The sequence below is a fragment of the Pararhizobium sp. PWRC1-1 genome, from assembly GCF_049897905.1.
Lineage (GTDB): Bacteria > Pseudomonadota > Alphaproteobacteria > Rhizobiales > Rhizobiaceae > Pararhizobium.
In genome coordinates, this window is record NZ_JAFCXE010000014.1 from 42,428 (window position 1) to 58,767 (window position 16,340).

General features: G+C 59.3%; 16 protein-coding genes and 1 pseudogene. 9 read left to right on the forward strand and 8 right to left on the reverse strand.

Annotated elements, in window-relative coordinates:
• From ACP7E0_RS20725 to ACP7E0_RS20750, 6 genes are all read left to right on the forward strand, one after another.
• Entirely contained in the window at positions 1–1,035 is a 1,035-nt protein-coding gene (locus tag ACP7E0_RS20725; RefSeq protein WP_426127402.1) for a Gfo/Idh/MocA family protein, read from the forward strand.
• The gene (gene apnL, locus ACP7E0_RS20730; RefSeq protein WP_426127657.1) at positions 1,035–2,894 is read left to right on the forward strand and encodes a D-apionate lactonase; all 1,860 of its coding nucleotides are present in this window, start codon (positions 1,035–1,037) and stop codon (positions 2,892–2,894) included. Before ACP7E0_RS20725 ends, apnL begins: the two co-directional genes overlap by 1 nt.
• The gene (locus tag ACP7E0_RS20735) at positions 2,891–3,217 is read left to right on the forward strand and encodes a LysR substrate-binding domain-containing protein (protein WP_426127404.1); all 327 of its coding nucleotides are present in this window, start codon (positions 2,891–2,893) and stop codon (positions 3,215–3,217) included. Before apnL ends, ACP7E0_RS20735 begins: the two co-directional genes overlap by 4 nt.
• An 85-nt stretch (positions 3,218–3,302) precedes the next feature.
• Positions 3,303–3,779, forward strand: a complete 477-nt coding sequence (locus ACP7E0_RS20740; RefSeq protein ID WP_426127406.1) for a ribonuclease H family protein — start codon at positions 3,303–3,305, stop codon at positions 3,777–3,779.
• Positions 3,780–4,211: 432 nt separating this feature from the next.
• Positions 4,212–5,228, forward strand: a complete 1,017-nt coding sequence (gene gnd / locus ACP7E0_RS20745; RefSeq protein WP_426127408.1) for a phosphogluconate dehydrogenase (NAD(+)-dependent, decarboxylating) — start codon at positions 4,212–4,214, stop codon at positions 5,226–5,228.
• Between the two features lie 47 nt (positions 5,229–5,275).
• Positions 5,276–5,653 carry a LysR substrate-binding domain-containing protein gene (locus ACP7E0_RS20750; protein ID WP_426127410.1) on the forward strand — a complete coding sequence of 126 codons (378 nt, stop codon included), beginning with the start codon at positions 5,276–5,278 and terminating at the stop codon, positions 5,651–5,653.
• Between the two features lie 76 nt (positions 5,654–5,729).
• Here ACP7E0_RS20750 and ACP7E0_RS20755 read toward each other — a convergent pair whose 3' ends face one another.
• Together ACP7E0_RS20755 and ACP7E0_RS20760 are read right to left on the reverse strand one after the other, a co-directional pair.
• Positions 5,730–5,999, reverse strand: a complete 270-nt coding sequence (locus ACP7E0_RS20755) for a hypothetical protein (protein ID WP_426127411.1) — start codon at positions 5,997–5,999, stop codon at positions 5,730–5,732.
• Between the two features lie 153 nt (positions 6,000–6,152).
• On the reverse strand, positions 6,153–8,699 hold the full coding sequence (locus ACP7E0_RS20760; protein ID WP_426127413.1) for a DNA translocase FtsK: 2,547 nt from the start codon (positions 8,697–8,699) through the stop codon (positions 6,153–6,155).
• Between the two features lie 358 nt (positions 8,700–9,057).
• Between ACP7E0_RS20760 and ACP7E0_RS20765 the strand changes: the two are divergent.
• A pseudogene (locus ACP7E0_RS20765) lies at positions 9,058–10,261 on the forward strand (MFS transporter); the annotation flags it as partial.
• Between the two features lie 171 nt (positions 10,262–10,432).
• Here the strand turns inward: ACP7E0_RS20765 and ACP7E0_RS20770 are convergent.
• Positions 10,433–10,597: a hypothetical protein gene (locus tag ACP7E0_RS20770; protein ID WP_426127415.1), complete on the reverse strand. Its 165-nt coding sequence runs from the start codon at positions 10,595–10,597 to the stop codon at positions 10,433–10,435.
• Positions 10,598–10,864: 267 nt separating this feature from the next.
• Positions 10,865–11,209 carry a DsbA family protein gene (locus ACP7E0_RS20775; RefSeq protein ID WP_426127417.1) on the reverse strand — a complete coding sequence of 115 codons (345 nt, stop codon included), beginning with the start codon at positions 11,207–11,209 and terminating at the stop codon, positions 10,865–10,867.
• A 248-nt stretch (positions 11,210–11,457) separates the two neighbouring features.
• Between ACP7E0_RS20775 and ACP7E0_RS20780 the strand changes: the two genes are divergently transcribed.
• Both ACP7E0_RS20780 and ACP7E0_RS20785 read left to right on the forward strand, forming a co-directional pair.
• Positions 11,458–12,429 (forward strand): sugar-binding transcriptional regulator, encoded by a 972-nt coding sequence (locus tag ACP7E0_RS20780; RefSeq protein ID WP_426127419.1) that lies wholly within the window; start codon positions 11,458–11,460, stop codon positions 12,427–12,429.
• Positions 12,430–12,497: 68 nt separating this feature from the next.
• The gene (locus ACP7E0_RS20785; RefSeq protein WP_426127421.1) at positions 12,498–14,552 is read left to right on the forward strand and encodes a bifunctional aldolase/short-chain dehydrogenase; all 2,055 of its coding nucleotides are present in this window, start codon (positions 12,498–12,500) and stop codon (positions 14,550–14,552) included.
• Here ACP7E0_RS20785 and ACP7E0_RS20790 read toward each other — a convergent pair.
• The 4 genes from ACP7E0_RS20790 to ACP7E0_RS20805 all read right to left on the reverse strand — a co-directional run bounded on the left by ACP7E0_RS20790 (position 14,477) and on the right by ACP7E0_RS20805 (position 16,332).
• Positions 14,477–14,743 carry a hypothetical protein gene (locus tag ACP7E0_RS20790; RefSeq protein WP_426127423.1) on the reverse strand — a complete coding sequence of 89 codons (267 nt, stop codon included), beginning with the start codon at positions 14,741–14,743 and terminating at the stop codon, positions 14,477–14,479. The two genes, ACP7E0_RS20785 and ACP7E0_RS20790, sit on opposite strands and share 76 nt — an antisense overlap.
• A 65-nt stretch (positions 14,744–14,808) precedes the next feature.
• Positions 14,809–14,988 carry a PIN domain-containing protein gene (locus ACP7E0_RS20795; RefSeq protein ID WP_426127425.1) on the reverse strand — a complete coding sequence of 60 codons (180 nt, stop codon included), beginning with the start codon at positions 14,986–14,988 and terminating at the stop codon, positions 14,809–14,811.
• 6 nt (positions 14,989–14,994) lie between these two features.
• On the reverse strand, positions 14,995–15,180 hold the full coding sequence (locus ACP7E0_RS20800; protein ID WP_426127427.1) for a type II toxin-antitoxin system VapB family antitoxin: 186 nt from the start codon (positions 15,178–15,180) through the stop codon (positions 14,995–14,997).
• 99 nt (positions 15,181–15,279) lie between these two features.
• The gene (locus ACP7E0_RS20805; protein WP_426127429.1) at positions 15,280–16,332 is read right to left on the reverse strand and encodes a substrate-binding domain-containing protein; all 1,053 of its coding nucleotides are present in this window, start codon (positions 16,330–16,332) and stop codon (positions 15,280–15,282) included.
• Between the last annotated feature and the right edge of the window lie 8 nt (positions 16,333–16,340).

The window sequence follows — 16,340 nt, forward strand, 5'->3', positions numbered from 1 at the left end:
ATGCCAGACCTCAAGGGCGCCTTGATCGGCTGCGGCTTCTTCGCCGTCAATCAGATGCATGGCTGGAACGACGTCAAGGGTGCCCGCATCGTTGCCATCTGCGACCGCGATCCCGAGCGCCTGAACATCGTCGGCGACCAGTTCGGTATTGCGCGCCGCTATACCGACGCGCGGCAGATGTTTGCCGATAGCGGCTTCGATTTCGTCGATATCGCCACCACCGTCAACAGCCACCGCGCGCTGGTCGAAATGGCCGCCGCCTACAGGGTACCGGCGATCTGCCAAAAGCCATTCGCACCGACGCTCGCCGATGCCAAGGCCATGGTCGCTGCCTGCGAAACGGCCGGCATTCCGCTGATGATCCATGAAAACTTCCGCTGGCAGACGCCGATCCAGGCCGTCCACAAGGCGCTCGGCTCGGGCGCGATCGGCATGCCGTTCTGGGGCAGATTCTCCTTCCGCTCCGGTTATGACGTGTTCTCCGGCCAACCCTATCTCGCCGAAGGCGAGCGCTTCATCGTCGAGGATCTCGGCATCCATACGCTCGATATCGCCCGCTACATTCTCGGCGATGTCACCTCGCTGACGGCTCGCATCAAGCGCATCAATCCGAACATCAATGGCGAGGATGTCGCCACCATCCTGCTCGATCATGAGAACGGCGCCACCTCCGTCGTCGATGTCAGCTATGCGACAAAACAGTCCACTGAGCCCTTCCCGGAGACGCTGATCGAGATCGACGGTACCGAGGGCTCGATCCGCCTGTCGCAGGGCTACGAACTGCAGATCACCAATGCTGGAGGCACCGTCAATACCGACGTTGCCCCGACACTTCTCTCCTGGGCATCGCGCCCATGGCACAACATCCAGGAAAGCGTTTTCGCCATCCAGCAACACTGGATCGACAGCCTGAAGGCCTCCTTTGAAAGCTCGACCTCCGGCGCCGACAATCTCAAGACCTTCGCGCTGGTCGAAGCGGCTTACGAAAGCGCTGCCACCAAAGCCACCATCGAGATCGGAACCCTGCTGAAATGATGGACGCAGACCTCGCCTTCAGGCTTTACGGTACAAGGCAGGCCGAGCCAGCCTCGCGCCTGTTGAAAGCCGGAAAGCTGACGGCACAACTGGCTGGCGGCAATCTGCGGGCTATCACCTATGACGGTGTCGAGGTGCTGCGCGCCATCTCCTACCTGGTGCGCGACCGCGACTGGGGCACTTATGACCCTACACTGGCGGACCTCGCCGTCACCGAAAGGGAAACCGGATTCACCGTTGCCTACACTGCCCGCTGCAACGGCCCGGACGGCACCCTTCTCGATATATCCGCGGCAATCGAAGGTAACACCGAGGGCAGGCTGACGTTCAAAGGCACGGCCCGCTCGACCACCGGCTTTGAGACCAACCGCTGCGGTTTGTGCGTCCTGCATCCGATCGTCGGTGTTGCCGGTACACCCGTGACCGTCGAGCATGTCGACGGCTCTATTGACGGCACGAGGCTGCCCGACCTGATCGAGCCCTGGCAGCCGTTCAAAGACATGCGTGCCATCACCCACACCGCGTTTCCCGACGTCAGCGTCGAATGCCGCGTGGAGGGCGACACGTTCGAGATGGAGGACCAGCGCAACTGGTCGGACGCCTCCTACAAAACTTATGTCCGCCCACTCGCCTTGCCCTGGCCCTACCGGATCCCGGCAAACGAGCCGGTCACGCAGCAGATTACCCTGACCATCGCCGATCGCCGCACCGCCGCGGGCAATCCTCCCGCCTCCGCCGGAAACACCGGCATCATCCGCCTCACCCCCGGCACAGCCGCCGGCACCATGCCCGCCATCGGCCTGTTGATCACACCGGAAGAAGCCAAGGCCAGCCTCGCCGCCCTGCGGCATCCGGATGCGCCCAGGGTTCAGGATCTGCTCTTCCATTTCGACCCGACAGCCGGTCACAGTCATTCAGCCTTTGGGGATTTCGTCGGGATTGCCGCCATTCACACCGGCACTACGACGCTCGAAATCGCCGTCCCCTGTCAGCGCCCTCTCGATGAGGAACTGCAGGAAATCGCTGCCTGGATGCGTGCGGCCGGTTTCGCGCCCGGCGCCATCATGGTTTGTCCCTCCGTCGACCGGCAATCGACCCCGCCCGGCAGCAGGTGGCCCGACTGCCCGCCGCTCACAGACGTTTATACGGCGGCCGCGAAAACCTTCCCGGGCATCCGCCTCGGCGGCGGCATGCTGTCCTATTTCACCGAACTCAACCGTAAGCGGGTGCCGGGTGAAAACCTCGCCTTCATCAGCCACTGCACCAACCCGATCGTCCACGCACCTGACGATGTCAGCGTGATGCAGTCACTCGAAGCCATGCCCTTTATCACCAGATCCGTCCGTGCCATCTACGGCAACAAGCCCTATCGCATCGGCCCGTCCACCATCCCCATGCGCCAAAACCCCTATGGCAGCCGCACGATGGACAATCCGGATGGCGGCCGGATTCCGATGGCCAATCAGGATCCCCGCCACAACGGCCAATTCGCCGCAGCTTTTGCCGCAGGCTATGTCACGTCCGTATTGGACGCCGGTCTCGAAACCCTGACCTTGTCGGCACTGACCGGCCCGTTCGGGCTTTATGCCGGAAAGCATGAACCGGTCGAGGAGGGCGGTAACCGGCCACTGCATGCCGTCGTCAAAGGTTTAGCCGAGGTTGCCGGGCAGAGATGGCAGGCTGTCACCTCGTCCCATCCGGGTAGGGTGCTGGCATTCACGGTAGAGACTGAAATCGGCCGAACGGTCTGGATCGCAAATCTCACGCCGGAGGAACAGTCCCTCGATGCAACGCAACTCAATGTGAGGTCCCTGCCGGCCAAACTCGCGCCATTTGGTGCAACCTGCATCGCCTTTTGATCCGTCATCGAACTGATAAAAATGAAAGATACCCGCTACTGATCCAGTCGGTTGCCTCGATGCTTCGCCCCATCCTCAATGAGGTTATCGATAATCCAAAGCTGCCGTTTGGCAAGACGATCTCCTGCAACAATATGTCGGCCCTTGCCGAACTAGCCGCCTATGGTCTGGGTATCACCATCCCGCCCAAGACATTCTTCAGCCGCCAAGTCGAAGACGGCCGCCTGCACATCGTGAAATCCGAATTCGAATTGCCAAAACTCGAATACTTCATCACCTCCCGGAACGACTATAACGGCGCCTTCTTCGAGGAAATCGCCTAAATTTGCCGCGATATCTGCGACTTCAACAAGGCTTTGCACAAGGATGCGTAGCCATTATGTCTCGTTAAGGTCTACGACAGGAACAATGGAAACTCATCATAGCGAACTCCACCTCTTCGCAGACGGTTGTTGTGATCCACTTTCTGCCCAAGGCGGCTGGGCATTCGTGGCGTACCGTGACGGCGCGGAAATCGCTTCCAACTTCGGCAAGGTCTTACAGACCACAAATAACGCAACGGAGCTCATCGCCGTGCTCAAGGCGGTGATATGGATCAACGGCACGGCGCCGGGTGCTCACGCAATTATCTGGTCCGATTCCGTCTACGCCGTAAAAGGCTGTAATCACTGGCGGCATATCTGGGTGAACAACGGCTGGAAGAAAATCGTTCCTCAGGCGAACGCCAGAAGCCGGTCCATCGCCAACGCAGAGCTTTGGAAGGCTATCGACCTTCAATTGCGCCGGAACCAGCTATTGACCGTTGCCTGGTGCAAAGGACATGCAGGTCTTGTTGGCAACGAACGCGCAGATGAACTCGCGCAGGCCGGACGTCTCTCAAATTGAAGCGGCGAATGCATGGGACCGTGAGCCCTGGCACGTCCGGCGCAGGAAGGAAGCTGCCACTTGCTACATGTCATGAGTTTTTCTTCGCCTGATCGTTGACGCGGTTGCCGCCGGCTCTATCTGCCCGTCCTCGTTTACGAGGAGCGACACACCAGGCCTGGCCTTTGCGAATCGGACGAGCGGGCGCCGGTTCTCGAATTCCGGGGGATTTGATGACGTATGATTGGGAAGGCCGGCGGAACCGGCGAATGAGGCGCTTGACAACGGTCGTAGCTCTAACGCTGTTCGTGTTCTCGTTGCCTCTTCTCATCTTCGCCTGAGTAAGCAAGTAAGTGTAATCGGTAATCGGCCTCACCATCGCCATTACCGCCCTAAATACATCCTGGGTTTCTCTATGCTTTCGGCGTCAACTTTATCAAAAAGGACACACCCATGCAGATCGGAATGATAGGATTGGGCAGGATGGGCGCGAACATGGTCCGGCGCCTGTTGCGCGACGGTCATGAGTGCATCGTCTACGATATCAATCCGGCCAGCGTCGCAGCTCTCGTCGTTGAAGGTGCCACGGGCTCGACTTCTCCGGAGGATTTTGTGGCCAGATTGAAGAAACCGGCCTGCGCATGGCTGATGCTTCCGGCGGCACTCACCGGCACAAATGTCGATAGGCTGTCCGCTCTGATGACCTCAGGCGATATCATTATCGATGGCGGAAACTCTCACTATCATGACGCCGTCGACAAGGCCGCGCAGCTCCACTCGAAGGGCATAAACTATATCGATGTCGGCACCAGTGGTGGCGTGTGGGGCCTTGAACGAGGTTATTGCCTGATGATCGGCGGCCCGGAAGCGGCCGTCCAGCATCTCGATCCTGTCTTTGCAACACTTGCTCCGGGCAAAGACGCCGGCGCAGCGGCCAGCAGCGAAGGCCTTCGCACAGCCCATCTCGGCTATCTCCATTGCGGTCCGAGCGGCGCGGGCCACTTCGTCAAAATGGTTCACAACGGCATCGAATACGGCATGATGGCAGCCTATGCCGAGGGCATGAACATCCTCAAGGCCGCCAATTCCGGCAATGAAAAGCGTGAGGCCGATGCGGAAACAAGTCCGCTTCAAACGCCGGAATACTACAAATTCGATATCGACATGGCGGCAGTGTCGGAAGTCTGGCGGCATGGCAGTGTCATCAGTTCCTGGCTGCTTGACCTGACGGCGGACGCGCTCAAGCGGGACCCCGGACTATCCGCCTATAGCGGCCGGGTTTCGGATTCGGGCGAGGGTCGCTGGACCCTTAAAGCCGCCATCGACACGGGTGTCCCCGTCCCCGTTCTGTCTTCCGCCTTGTTTCAGCGATTCAGCTCACAAGGCGAATCCGAATTCGGCGACAAGCTTCTGTCCGCCATGCGATTTGCCTTTGGTGGTCATCACGAAAAACCCAAAGGAAATGTGTAAGTACCTGCGGAAAATAGTTCATCATGCGGCCGGTGTTCCGATACTCCATGCGCTGCCCCAACGACGCGGCTGCAATTCAGGTATCTGACCAGGACGGCGAGACGGAGGTCGACTTGCTACCGGCCGCGACCTGCATCACCAACGATTACTGGACGATCAAATATTTCGCGGTCGCGGGCGAAGGGTTCGCCTATCTACCGGAATTCTTCGTCGAAACGGAACGGCAGGCGGGCCTGCTCATACCCGTGCTGGGCGCATGGAGCTCACCGAAGACCGCAGTCAATCTGATCTATTCGCGCCGCAGGCACGTTTCAAAGCGCTTCAAGGTCGAATTCTGCATCGATTTTTATCGGAATCGCGATCACATGAGCATCCCCCGCTACTGTGTCGAGAAGGTCAGCATGCCAGCCCGGGATCGGGGCTGATGACAACCTGCGTCACCGCGCCATCAACAAATCGTTAACCATGTTCGCCGTTACCGGGGGAACATTGAAGCCGGCGTCATACGAATATCACGTTGTTCCGATTTGACACATCTGCGGAAAACGAGGATGCAGCCATGGTAAAATCAGAGAGAGGTGCAAAGATCACAATTGTCATCTTCACGATGGCGACCGCCATGATCCTGCATTTGGCAATGGGTAGCGAACGTTCTGTCCCCGCCGGCGTTTCATCGGAGACGACTGCGTCTATACCTGAAAAACCATAGCCGACCGGCAGCGAAGGGCGATTGTCGCCGGTGCCGTATGGAACGCAGCCAAACGTCGGCAACCGGCCCGGCCGAATGCTCGCCCCTGCAATGGCTGTTATTCAAACCGCCATTGCAGGTGAAGTCATTCACATGCTGCGCTCCTGACTTCGTTTACAGTCGGTCGCCGCCGCCTATACGATTGCATTTGAACCAACGGGCCTGCGTACCCACACTTATTCGTCATCAGCAACCGGCATCTCTACCGGCTCCCGGCCTACCGAGAGAATCGAGCGCTTACCGACGTGGTTGGCCTGTCCGACGAGGCCTTCCCGCTCCATCCGCTCGACCAGAGATGCGGCCTTGTTATAGCCGATCTGCAGGCGGCGCTGGATATAGGAGGTGGAGCATTTCTTGTCCCGCAGGACGACCTTGACCGCCTTGTCGTAGAGATCGTTGCCATCCTCCTCGGCCATTGCGCCCTTGTCGAAAACTGCGGCGTCTTCTTCGGCTGTATCCTCGATCTCTTCGGCATCTTCCGTGACGGTGCCCAAATATTCCGGCCGGCCTTGCGTCTTCAGATGGGCGACAACCTTTTCGACCTCCTCGTCCGAAACAAACGGCCCGTGGACACGGGCAATACGCCCGCCACCGACCATATGCAGCATGTCTCCCTGCCCCAGAAGATGTTCTGCACCCTGTTCGCCAAGGATGGTGCGGCTGTCGATCTTCGAGGTGACCTGGAAGGAAATCCGCGTTGGGAAATTGGCCTTGATCGTGCCGGTGATGACATCGACGGACGGTCGCTGGGTCGCCATGATCAGATGGATGCCGGCAGCGCGGGCCATCTGGGCCAGCCGCTGGATTGCGCCCTCGATCTCCTTGCCCGCAACCATCATCAGGTCGGCCATCTCATCGACGATGACGACGATATAGGGCATCGGCGCGAGGTCCATTTCTTCCTGTTCGAAAATGGCTTCGCCGGTCGAGCGGTCAAACCCGGTCTGCACGCTGCAAAGGATCGTTTCGCCCTTTGACCGCGCCAGCGCTGCACGTGCATTGTAGCCATCGATATTACGCACGCCGAGCCGCGACATCTTGCGGTAGCGGTCTTCCATTTCGCGCACGGCCCATTTCAGTGCCATCACCGCCTTTTTCGGGTCGGTAACCACTGGGGTCAGGAGATGCGGGATGCCGTCATAGACCGACAGTTCGAGCATCTTCGGATCCACCATGATCAGGCGGCATTCCTCGGGCTTTAGCCGGTAGAGCAGCGACAGGATCATCGTATTGATGGCAACCGATTTGCCCGAGCCTGTCGTGCCGGCGACCAGAAGATGCGGCATCTTGGCAAGCTCGGCAATGACCGGTTCGCCGCCTATGGTTTTGCCCAGGCAGAGCGCCAGCTTGAACCGGGTCTCCTGGTAGTTTTCCGATTCGATCAACTCGCGGAAATAGACGGTTTCACGCACCGGGTTCGGCAACTCGATACCGATGACGTTACGACCAGGCACAACAGCGACACGGGCCGACAAGGCCGACATCGACCGGGCGATATCGTCGGAGAGACCGATGACACGCGACGACTTTACGCCCGGCGCCGGCTCGAATTCGTAAAGTGTGACGACCGGTCCCGGCCGGACATCGATGATCTCGCCGCGTACTCCGAAATCTTCCAGCACGCTCTCCAGTAGGCCGGCGCTCTGTTCAAGCGCTTCCTGGGTGATAACAGCTGTCTGCTGAACCGCCGGCTCCTGCAAAAGCTCGACAGGTGGGAAAACATATTCGGCGCTGCCGCCGTCCGGCGCGAAATCCGGGATAGCGACAAATGTATCCGGGCGCACGGCACGGATAGGCCGGATTGCTGTCACTGCTAGCTTTGCAACGCGCGCCGGCTCTGGGGGCGCGGCTGCGGCTGCAACACACAATTCGGGCTCTTCGCCCACCTGTTCCTTCATCTGCAGCGGCGTTTGGGCAGCGACGGGGGCGGAAACGGGATCGGAAATCACCGGCATCGACAACAGCGGCGCCGAAACCGCGCGATCAGCCAGCTTGACACCGATTTCGCGGTAAAGCGCGGTCACAGAATTGGGCGCGACCTGATAAGCCGGCGGCTGCCATCGCAACGCCGGTACAAGGGCATCCATGTCGGCTTCCATATCCATCGTGTCCCAGAACACTTCGTCGGAAACATGCAGAAAGGAGTTGGACCGCACAAATACTGGTTCAGGAACATCCGCGGACACAACACGGTCCTCGGCGGGAAAACAGGCGAGATCAACGTCGGCTTGGTCCGACTCCTCCTTAACAACAGATGCCGCGGCTTTCGTTTCGAGTTCGTGTTTCAGACGGAGCGAAAGCAACTGAATGCCGGACGTTGGCTCTTCCACCTGAACCGCCGGATGAAACTGTTCGATCACCGGCGGGCAAACAACATCCATAGGCTCATAGCTAGCCAGAACCGGATCGGTGGGGACATCCGGGGTTTCCGCTTCCCTGGTCACATCCGCAGAGGGCCGCTTCGAATAGACGCTTTCCGGAGTCCGAGTGAACCGTACGTTTGGGCCGAGCACGAACGCACTTTGCCAGACGGGGGCATCGCCCCTGCCTTCGATTTCGGCCATAGCATCTGTATCAGCTTCGTACAGGCCCTCTTCAGCCTTCGCCTCCAGCGGAGCGCCGTAGATACGGCGCTGGAACTCGCTCTTCCCCAAATGATTGTCCGGGCTCTGCTCTCCCGTATTGTCGAAGGCGTTCGAAAAGTTGGTTCGGGAAAGACGCATAGGAACCTGCTCACTCAAAATTCACGGGCAATGGGCACACACCTTTTCAATAGAAAATAAAGGTTAATCACCCCTTTCCAGCCACCCTTTCTCAGAGAATTTCCGTTCAGTTTCGAGAGGGCGACAATCATTCGGCTGATGGAAAATTCATCACTTTGGGCGCGGCTAACTAGGTCTCACAGGGGCTCCAGCGGCATCCGTCCGACATTCCCGGCACCAGACCAGGACCCTTAAAATATGTCTATCTATGTCTCTGGCCGAGAGGCGGGACCTCCCGGTTGCCGCAAAGCGCCGTCTCTTTCAGGGCCTGAAATAAACGGTTGCGCCGCCGCCGCAAAGGTCAATTGCGGATTCCAGGCTGGGGAGGCGGTACGGCGCCCGCAAATGGCTTCATGGCGGCGATTGCGATCTTCGTGATCGCGTCGCTTTTCTGCGGCCTGTCCACGACGCTCGCAGAGTTCATCGCCGCCCGCGCTGTCCAGGGGTTCGGTAGCGCGCTGATGAACCCGATCGGACGGATGATCGTGCTGCGAAATGCGTCGAAACGTGACCTCGTCAACGCCGTCGCATTGATCACCTGGCCGGCTCTTATCGCACCTGTCATCGGGCCGGTGCTTGGCAGCGTCATCACCACCTATGCCAGCTGGCACTGGAACTTTTTCATCAACATCCCGATCGGTCTTACCGGTCTTGCGCTTGTCTGGCATTTCGTGCCGCAGCAAAAGGAGGCGGATACAGACAGGCTGGATCTCCTCGGCTTCGTGCTGTCCGCGCTCGGCCTCACCCTGTTGCTGGCCGGATTGGAAAGTTTCGTTCATGGAACTGTGTCTTCATATCAGGTCATGGGCTTTTTTGCCGTGGGCTTTGCCCTTTCCGCCTGGGCTATCCGCCATTTTCGCAGAACCGCCAATCCGCTTCTGGACCTTTCACTTTTCGCCATCCCGACCTTTGCCTTTTCGACCCTTTCTGCCGGCACCGCTTCAAGGCTTGCTATCAACGCCATGCCCTTCCTGATCCCGCTGCTCTTCCAGGTCGGTTTCGGCCTCGATGCAATCGCGACCGGGATATTCTGGTTCGCCGGAAATCTTGCGATGAAGTCTGTCACGACACCGCTTCTGCGCCGGTTCGGTTTCCGAACGATCCTTGTGGTCAACGGCGTGCTTGCCTCGGCTTCCATCGCCACTTGCGCCATTCTATCTCCAGCGACACCGGATTTGGCAATCTACGCGCTCCTGTTCGTCGCAGGGCTATCCCGCTCCATGCAGTTTACAGCATTGAATATGCTGGGCTTCGCCGACATCACGCCAGCGCAACGCAGTTCGGCATCGACACTGTCCAGCATGTTGCAGCAATTTTCGATGGTGCTGGGTGTTGCCGTCGCTGCCGCGGTTCTCAGCCTATCTCAGCATCTGCGCGGTGGCGTAGCCCTGTCGCTCACTGATTTTCGATGGTCGTTCATCGCGATCGGCACGATCGGGATACTAGCTTCATTGAGATTTTTCGGACTGCAGCAGAACGCTGGTGCAGAGGTGTCGGGGCATTCGCCCGTCAACCGCAGGTAATTCCAAACCCGGCCAATCCAGATAGGGACGACCCATTTTTATGGGTGCCCAGGGAAACTCTGCACGGCGATACCGCCGCTACTTGAAGCGATGGTCTGACCAAAACTGCCGCGTGCATTGGAATCACGTCGTTGAAAATGCCCGTCAAGGCAGATCACCACCCAATACGCGCTATCCCGCAAAGCGTTCCATCAGGAAACCGTTAGAGGGGGCGGCTCCGGTCAAACGGCCCATCTTGCTCAGCTGCACATCCCGTGGGGAGAGCGCGCTTGTGGCAGTCAGTAGTGTGGCGGTTACCAGGAAACCCAGCGCCAGATATGTGATTTTGGTGATCATCGTTCGAAACCCTCCAGCCCACCTCAAACAAGAAACACGATAGAGATTTTCCGAAATTGCCCATTTTCTCAAGTCGGCTGTTGGGAGATACGCCCCGCATCTAAAGCGGTCCGGCATGAGTTTCCGTTACGGCGCAAGCCGTCAGGCTTCTCCTTCGGGCGCCCGGTGCATCCTCATTCCGGCGGGGTGCCTCATGAATTTTGTGGTGCTGAACGGGCGAAGGCTACCTCCGGCAGCGCCAGTTTGTAAATTTCGCCGCCCTTGCGATCATTCAACGGCGTGCAGCCGCATCGACAGCCTGAACACGACCTGCTTCCCGCTAACAAAGAACGATGGCGTGCCTGTGACACTGAAGGCATCACGGGCTTCGCTCGTCGCTCTCGTCAATTGATGGAGATAGGGCTGGTTGGCGACGGCCTGGTCAAACGCGAGTTGATCGATTCCAATGTCGCCAGCGATCTTGCGAACCGCAGCTTCCGTGCGCTCGCCTGCCGCCGCGATCTCCATCCTGTTCATAAATACCGAAACCGTCTCGTCGAAACGGTCTGCGCCCCTGGCATTGGCAATCATGAAGATCACGGCATCCAGTGAATTGCGCATGAAAGGCCGCATCGAGGCCGGTCACCGCATGGTGGCCGACTTTTTGCATTCTTTTTAAGTGTCTCTGAATGCCGAAATTACATCTCAGCATTCTTGACTCGGTTCAATCCGTGATGGCGCGCAGTTCAGACATTCTTGGGCGCTCGGCGCGATCGCCGGGAAGATGCGTAGCGGAGTTAATATCCACCTCCGAACGCAATGTTTGACTTTTGTCAAACCTCGTGACTATTGTCTAATATCGATCTATCGAAGGAGAAACGATGCCCGCCCGGTCTACAGATCAGATTCTGCACAAGGCCGCCTGGCTTTATTACACCCACGGTCTGCGGCAGGACGAAGTGGCGCAGCACCTGAACATTTCCCGTGCCTCAGTCGCGACCTATCTTCGCCGCGCACGCGAGACGGGTATCGTCAATATCTCGACGTCGACACAGCTTTTTGCCGGCGACGTGCTGGCGCGCGAACTGGAAGATGCGCTCGGGCTTGCCTCCGTCTGGATCGTGCCGGAGGACCGTCATGCCATGGACCCGACAGCGGAAATGCCTGTTGTGGCAGCTGCCGTGTTTCTCGAACTGATCACTAAGGGCGACCGCGTCGGCGTTGCCTGGGGCCGCACCGTCTATCATTTGGCCGATGTCATGCCCTATGCCGACCTGCAAGGGGTGACCGTCGTTCAGCTCTGCGGCAATCTGGGCGCGCCCTATTCGTATCGCCCCGACCAGTGCACGACCGAAATCGCCCGTCGTCTGAATGCCGAGGGCATCAACGTCTACGCGCCGCTCGTGCTGAGTTCCGAGCTGCTGGCGGACGCACTGCGCAACGAGCCTGTCATTCGCGAGCAGCTTGCAACGATTTCAGACTGTCAGCTTGCGCTATACTCCGTTGGCGGTATCGAGGATGATAGCCATCTGGTGAAGTGCGGAGCCCTCACCCCTGCCGAAATGCATGCGCTGGGAGAGACAGGCGCTGCCGGTGTCATCGCCGGCCAGATCATCGATGCCGAAGGCCAGTGGCTCGATTGCGCCCATAACCGGCGCTGCATTTCCGCTGATCTCGGCTCGATCCGCGCCATCGCCAAACGCATGATGGTGGTTCAGGAAGACAGCAAGTTCGAGCCCCTGGTCGCGGCGATCAACGGCGGTTTCGCTTCGCACCTGGTGGTGACAACGTCCATGGCGCGGCGGTTGCTCGACCGGTGGAATTTCGAAGGCCGCAGTCGCCGCACGACGTAACTATCCAATCCACACTTACGATTTGCCCGGTACGCCCGGGCCTTAAACCTGTCCAAGGGAAGAAGGCAATGGAAAATCTCTGGAACGATGCCGACGCGGAAACCATGGTTGCCGCCTATGCCGGTAAAGGGATCAATCGCGACCTCGCCCTGCGCACCTATACGACGCGGCTGCTCGGCGGCGACCCGCGGCTGGTTCTGCATGGCGGCGGCAATACATCGGTGAAGACCACCGTCCGCGATCTCGTCGGCGACCAATGGGATGTTCTCTGCGTCAAGGGCAGCGGTTGGGACATGGGCACCATCGAACCGGCGGGCCTTCCCGCCGTCAAGATTGCGCCTCTGCTGAAAGCGCGCAAGCTGACCAAGCTGTCCGACGAGGACATGGTGACCTTGCAGCGCGCCAACCTGATTGATCCGGCCTCGCCAAATCCGTCCGTCGAGGCACTGCTGCACGCCTTCATCCCGCACAAGTTCGTTGACCACACCCATTCGACCGGCGTTCTGGCGATTGCCGATCTTGAGGGCAGCATGGAGGTCTGCGCCAAGGTGTTTGGGCCGAAGATGGGCCTGGTGCCCTATGTGATGCCCGGGTTCGATCTTGCCAAGCTGGCCGCCGAAGTTTTCGACCGGGACCCGACGGTGGACGGCCTGATCCTCGACAAGCACGGTATCTTCACCTTTGGCGCCACCGCCAAGAAAGCCTATGACCTGATGATCCACTATGTGACCCTGGCCGAAGACTACGTGGCCAAAAACGGCCGGAACCCCTTCACCCCAGCCGCCCTGCCCGCAAATCTCGCCACGCCCAACGATATCGCGGCCATGTTGCGCGGTGCCGTCGCGGTCTCCAAGGGTGAAGGCCGGTACGACCGGATGATCGGCGAGTTCCGCACCTCGCCGGCAATCCTCGATTTCGTCAACGCCGTACAAGTCGAGGACATGGCTTCGCGCGGCGTTTCGACGCCGGACCTGTCCATCCGCATCAAGACGGGACCGATGGTGCTGCCAGCGCCGGATGCGAACAATCTGGATGGATACAAGGCCGTCATCGCCGAGCGTGTTGCGGCCTTTGCCAAGGACTATACCGCCTATTTTGAGGCAAATGACGGACGCGACGACGTCACACGCGTCATGCTGGATCCGATGCCGCGTTTGACGCTGGTGCCGGGGCTAGGCATGTTCGGCCATGGCCGCACCCTGAAGGATGCCAAAATCGCTGCCGATGTCGGAGAAATGTGGATCGAGGCAGCCCGCGACGCCGAATCCATCGGGCGGTTCCAGCCGGTCAGCAAGCCTGATTTGTTCGATCTCGAATACTGGTCGCTGGAGCAGGCAAAGCTCGCTGGCGCCAAGGCCAAACCATTCACCGGGCAGGTCGCGGTCGTCACCGGTGGCGCGGGCGCGATCGGCGCGGCAACCGCAAAGGCTTTTGCCCGTGAAGGTGCCCATGTCGTGGTGCTTGATCTTGACGGTGCCAAGGCGGCAGAGGTTGCAAAGTCGAACGGCAATCAATCGATCGGCCTCGCCTGCGACGTCACCGACCCTGCCTCGGTTCGCGCAGCCTTCGATGCCGCCGTCACCACCTATGGCGGCGTCGATATCGTTGTCTCCAATGCAGGTGCCGCCTGGGAGGGCCCGATTGCCACCATGGACGATGTTCTGCTGCGCAAGAGCTTTGAGCTGAATTTCTTCTCGCATCAGAGCGTTGCGCAGAATGCGGTGAGGATCATGAAGGAGCAGGCCACTGGCGGTGTCTTGTTGTTCAATGCCAGCAAACAGGCGGTCAATCCCGGCGCCAATTTCGGTGCCTACGGTCTGCCCAAAGCAGCAGCACTTTTCCTGTCGCGCCAGTATGCTCTGGAACACGGCAAGGACGGCATCCGCTCGAACGCTGTCAATGCCGACCGTATCCGCTCAGGTCTGCTCAATGAGGAGATGATTACAAACCGTTCGGCGGCACGCGGCCTCTCCGTCACGGATTACATGGGCGGCAACCTGCTGGGCCTTGAGGTTACGGCCGACGACGTAGCCCAGGCCTTTGTACATCAGGCTTTGGCCGAGCGCACCACCGCCGATGTGACCACCGTCGATGGCGGGAATATCGCTGCGGCAATGCGGTAAGCCATGATCAAGACCTCGTTCAGGCGATCGGTTAACGCGAAGGCATCGCCGTTGTATTCAAGGGCGATGTTCATGGCCTTCGCACAGGCGTAGCTGAAACAGTCTCCGAAGTTGAGATCCGCCGGGTGGCCAACCGCCTTGCCGTAGATCATGGCTGTCTCGATGGCTATCGAGCCGATTTCCGGCGTCACAGCCATCTCCGTGGCCCAGACCGCTGACAGACACTCCGTGACGGCGGCATTGGCTGCGGCAATGGCTACTTGCTCTTCGGCTTGTCCGGCGGCTGGAATTTCCGGGCGATGGCAAGCACGGCTTCGAAACGGGCGACCGGCGAGACCACGGACGCACCATCACCAATTTCCAGCCGCTTGACGATCTCCTTCCAGCCGGGTTCGCGGGCAATGATCGCCACAATGACGGACGCATCGAGGAACATCAGAGATTATCCATCGGTAAATGTTTTCATATCGAAATTCGGGTTGCTGGCACCCATTGCCCCGACCATAGCCTGGGCCTTGGCAATCCGATCCCGCAACTGGCGTTGCTGCTGCACGCGATCAAGTTCACGCTGCAGGCCTGTCGGCAGCTGTGCTGCGAGCGCATCATCATCGCGAATGAAAAGAGCCAAGGGAGATATCCTTTCTGGATATACGCGCAATTAAGCTCTGGACCGAGTACCAAAAAAAGGGCGGCCCGGGCCGCCCTGAGTTGCCACTGGAGGTGTGGATTACTTGGCGTTCGGGTTCGGCATCCACGCCGGCATGGCGACATCGGCATGGGCGAACTGCGGCAGCTTGGCGCCGAGTTCTTCCATGTTCTTGATGTCGTTGTCGTTGAGGTCCTTCTGGGTGATCAATGTCGGCGGGACGATGACGCTACGGCCCGGATCTTCGCCGGCCAGCAACATGGCCAGCGTGCGCACAGATACCTGGCCCACGACAGCCGGGTTGGTCGCGGCAGTTGCTGCCCAGGCGCTCTCCGGCTCGCGCATCGCGGCGATATCCGAGGTTGAGATGTCGGCCGAGTAGATCTTGACGCTGGATGACATGCCCGCCTCATCAACGGCAATTTTCACGCCCTTGGCGAATTCGTCGTAAGGCGCGAACATGACGGTGATGTCCGGATTGGCTGATATGACCGAGCGAGCCTGGTTGGCGACCGAGTTGGCAATCGGATTGTCCATCGTGCCGAACATCGCGGCTTCATCGATGCCCGAATACTTCTTCTTGAATTCCTTCCATGTCTCGTCGCGGCGATCAAGCGGCGCGATGCCGGCGACGTAGACATAACCGGCTTTCCAGCTTTCGCCATTGTCCTTGACGGCCTGTTCCAGGGCCAGACGGGCGAGGTCGCGGTCGGACTGTTCGACCTGCGGGATCTTGTCGTTCTCGACATTGACGTCGAAGGCGACGACCTTGATGCCGGCATCAACCGCACGCTGGGCCGCTTCCTTCATCGATTCGGTCAGGCCGTGCTGGATGATGATGCCCTGAACGCCAAGCGCGATGGCCTGGTCGACCATGTCGGCCTGCAACGCTGCGTCCTGGCGGCTGTCGAGCACGCGCAGATCGACGCCGAGCGCCTTGGCCTGCGATTCCACGCCCGACAGATAGGACTGGAAGAAGTCGCCGGTCGAAAGGTAGCGTACCAGCGCGATCTTGACGTCGCCCGGCTTGTCGAACGGTGCCGGCATATCAGCGGCAAACGACACGCCTCCCAGCGTCGTTGCAGCCAGCATTCCAAGCGCGAGCTTTGAAAAAGTTCTCCGCGTAAAAGTCATAAGGGTCT

What these genes read in the sequence shown, in the direction of transcription:
- ACP7E0_RS20725 (WP_426127402.1), top strand. Translation starts at nt 1, where the DNA reads ATGCCAGACCTCAAGGGCGCCTTGATCGGCTGCGGCTTCTTCGCCGTC.
- apnL (WP_426127657.1), top strand. Translation starts at nt 1,035, where the DNA reads ATGGACGCAGACCTCGCCTTCAGGCTTTACGGTACAAGGCAGGCCGAG.
- ACP7E0_RS20740 (WP_426127406.1), top strand. Translation starts at nt 3,303, where the DNA reads ATGGAAACTCATCATAGCGAACTCCACCTCTTCGCAGACGGTTGTTGT.
- gnd (WP_426127408.1), top strand. Translation starts at nt 4,212, where the DNA reads ATGCAGATCGGAATGATAGGATTGGGCAGGATGGGCGCGAACATGGTC.
- ACP7E0_RS20750 (WP_426127410.1), top strand. Translation starts at nt 5,276, where the DNA reads ATGCGCTGCCCCAACGACGCGGCTGCAATTCAGGTATCTGACCAGGAC.
- ACP7E0_RS20760 (WP_426127413.1), bottom strand. Translation starts at nt 8,699, where the DNA reads ATGCGTCTTTCCCGAACCAACTTTTCGAACGCCTTCGACAATACGGGA.
- ACP7E0_RS20770 (WP_426127415.1), bottom strand. Translation starts at nt 10,597, where the DNA reads ATGATCACCAAAATCACATATCTGGCGCTGGGTTTCCTGGTAACCGCC.
- ACP7E0_RS20775 (WP_426127417.1), bottom strand. Translation starts at nt 11,209, where the DNA reads ATGCGGCCTTTCATGCGCAATTCACTGGATGCCGTGATCTTCATGATT.
- ACP7E0_RS20780 (WP_426127419.1), top strand. Translation starts at nt 11,458, where the DNA reads ATGCCCGCCCGGTCTACAGATCAGATTCTGCACAAGGCCGCCTGGCTT.
- ACP7E0_RS20785 (WP_426127421.1), top strand. Translation starts at nt 12,498, where the DNA reads ATGGAAAATCTCTGGAACGATGCCGACGCGGAAACCATGGTTGCCGCC.
- ACP7E0_RS20795 (WP_426127425.1), bottom strand. Translation starts at nt 14,988, where the DNA reads ATGTTCCTCGATGCGTCCGTCATTGTGGCGATCATTGCCCGCGAACCC.
- ACP7E0_RS20805 (WP_426127429.1), bottom strand. Translation starts at nt 16,332, where the DNA reads ATGACTTTTACGCGGAGAACTTTTTCAAAGCTCGCGCTTGGAATGCTG.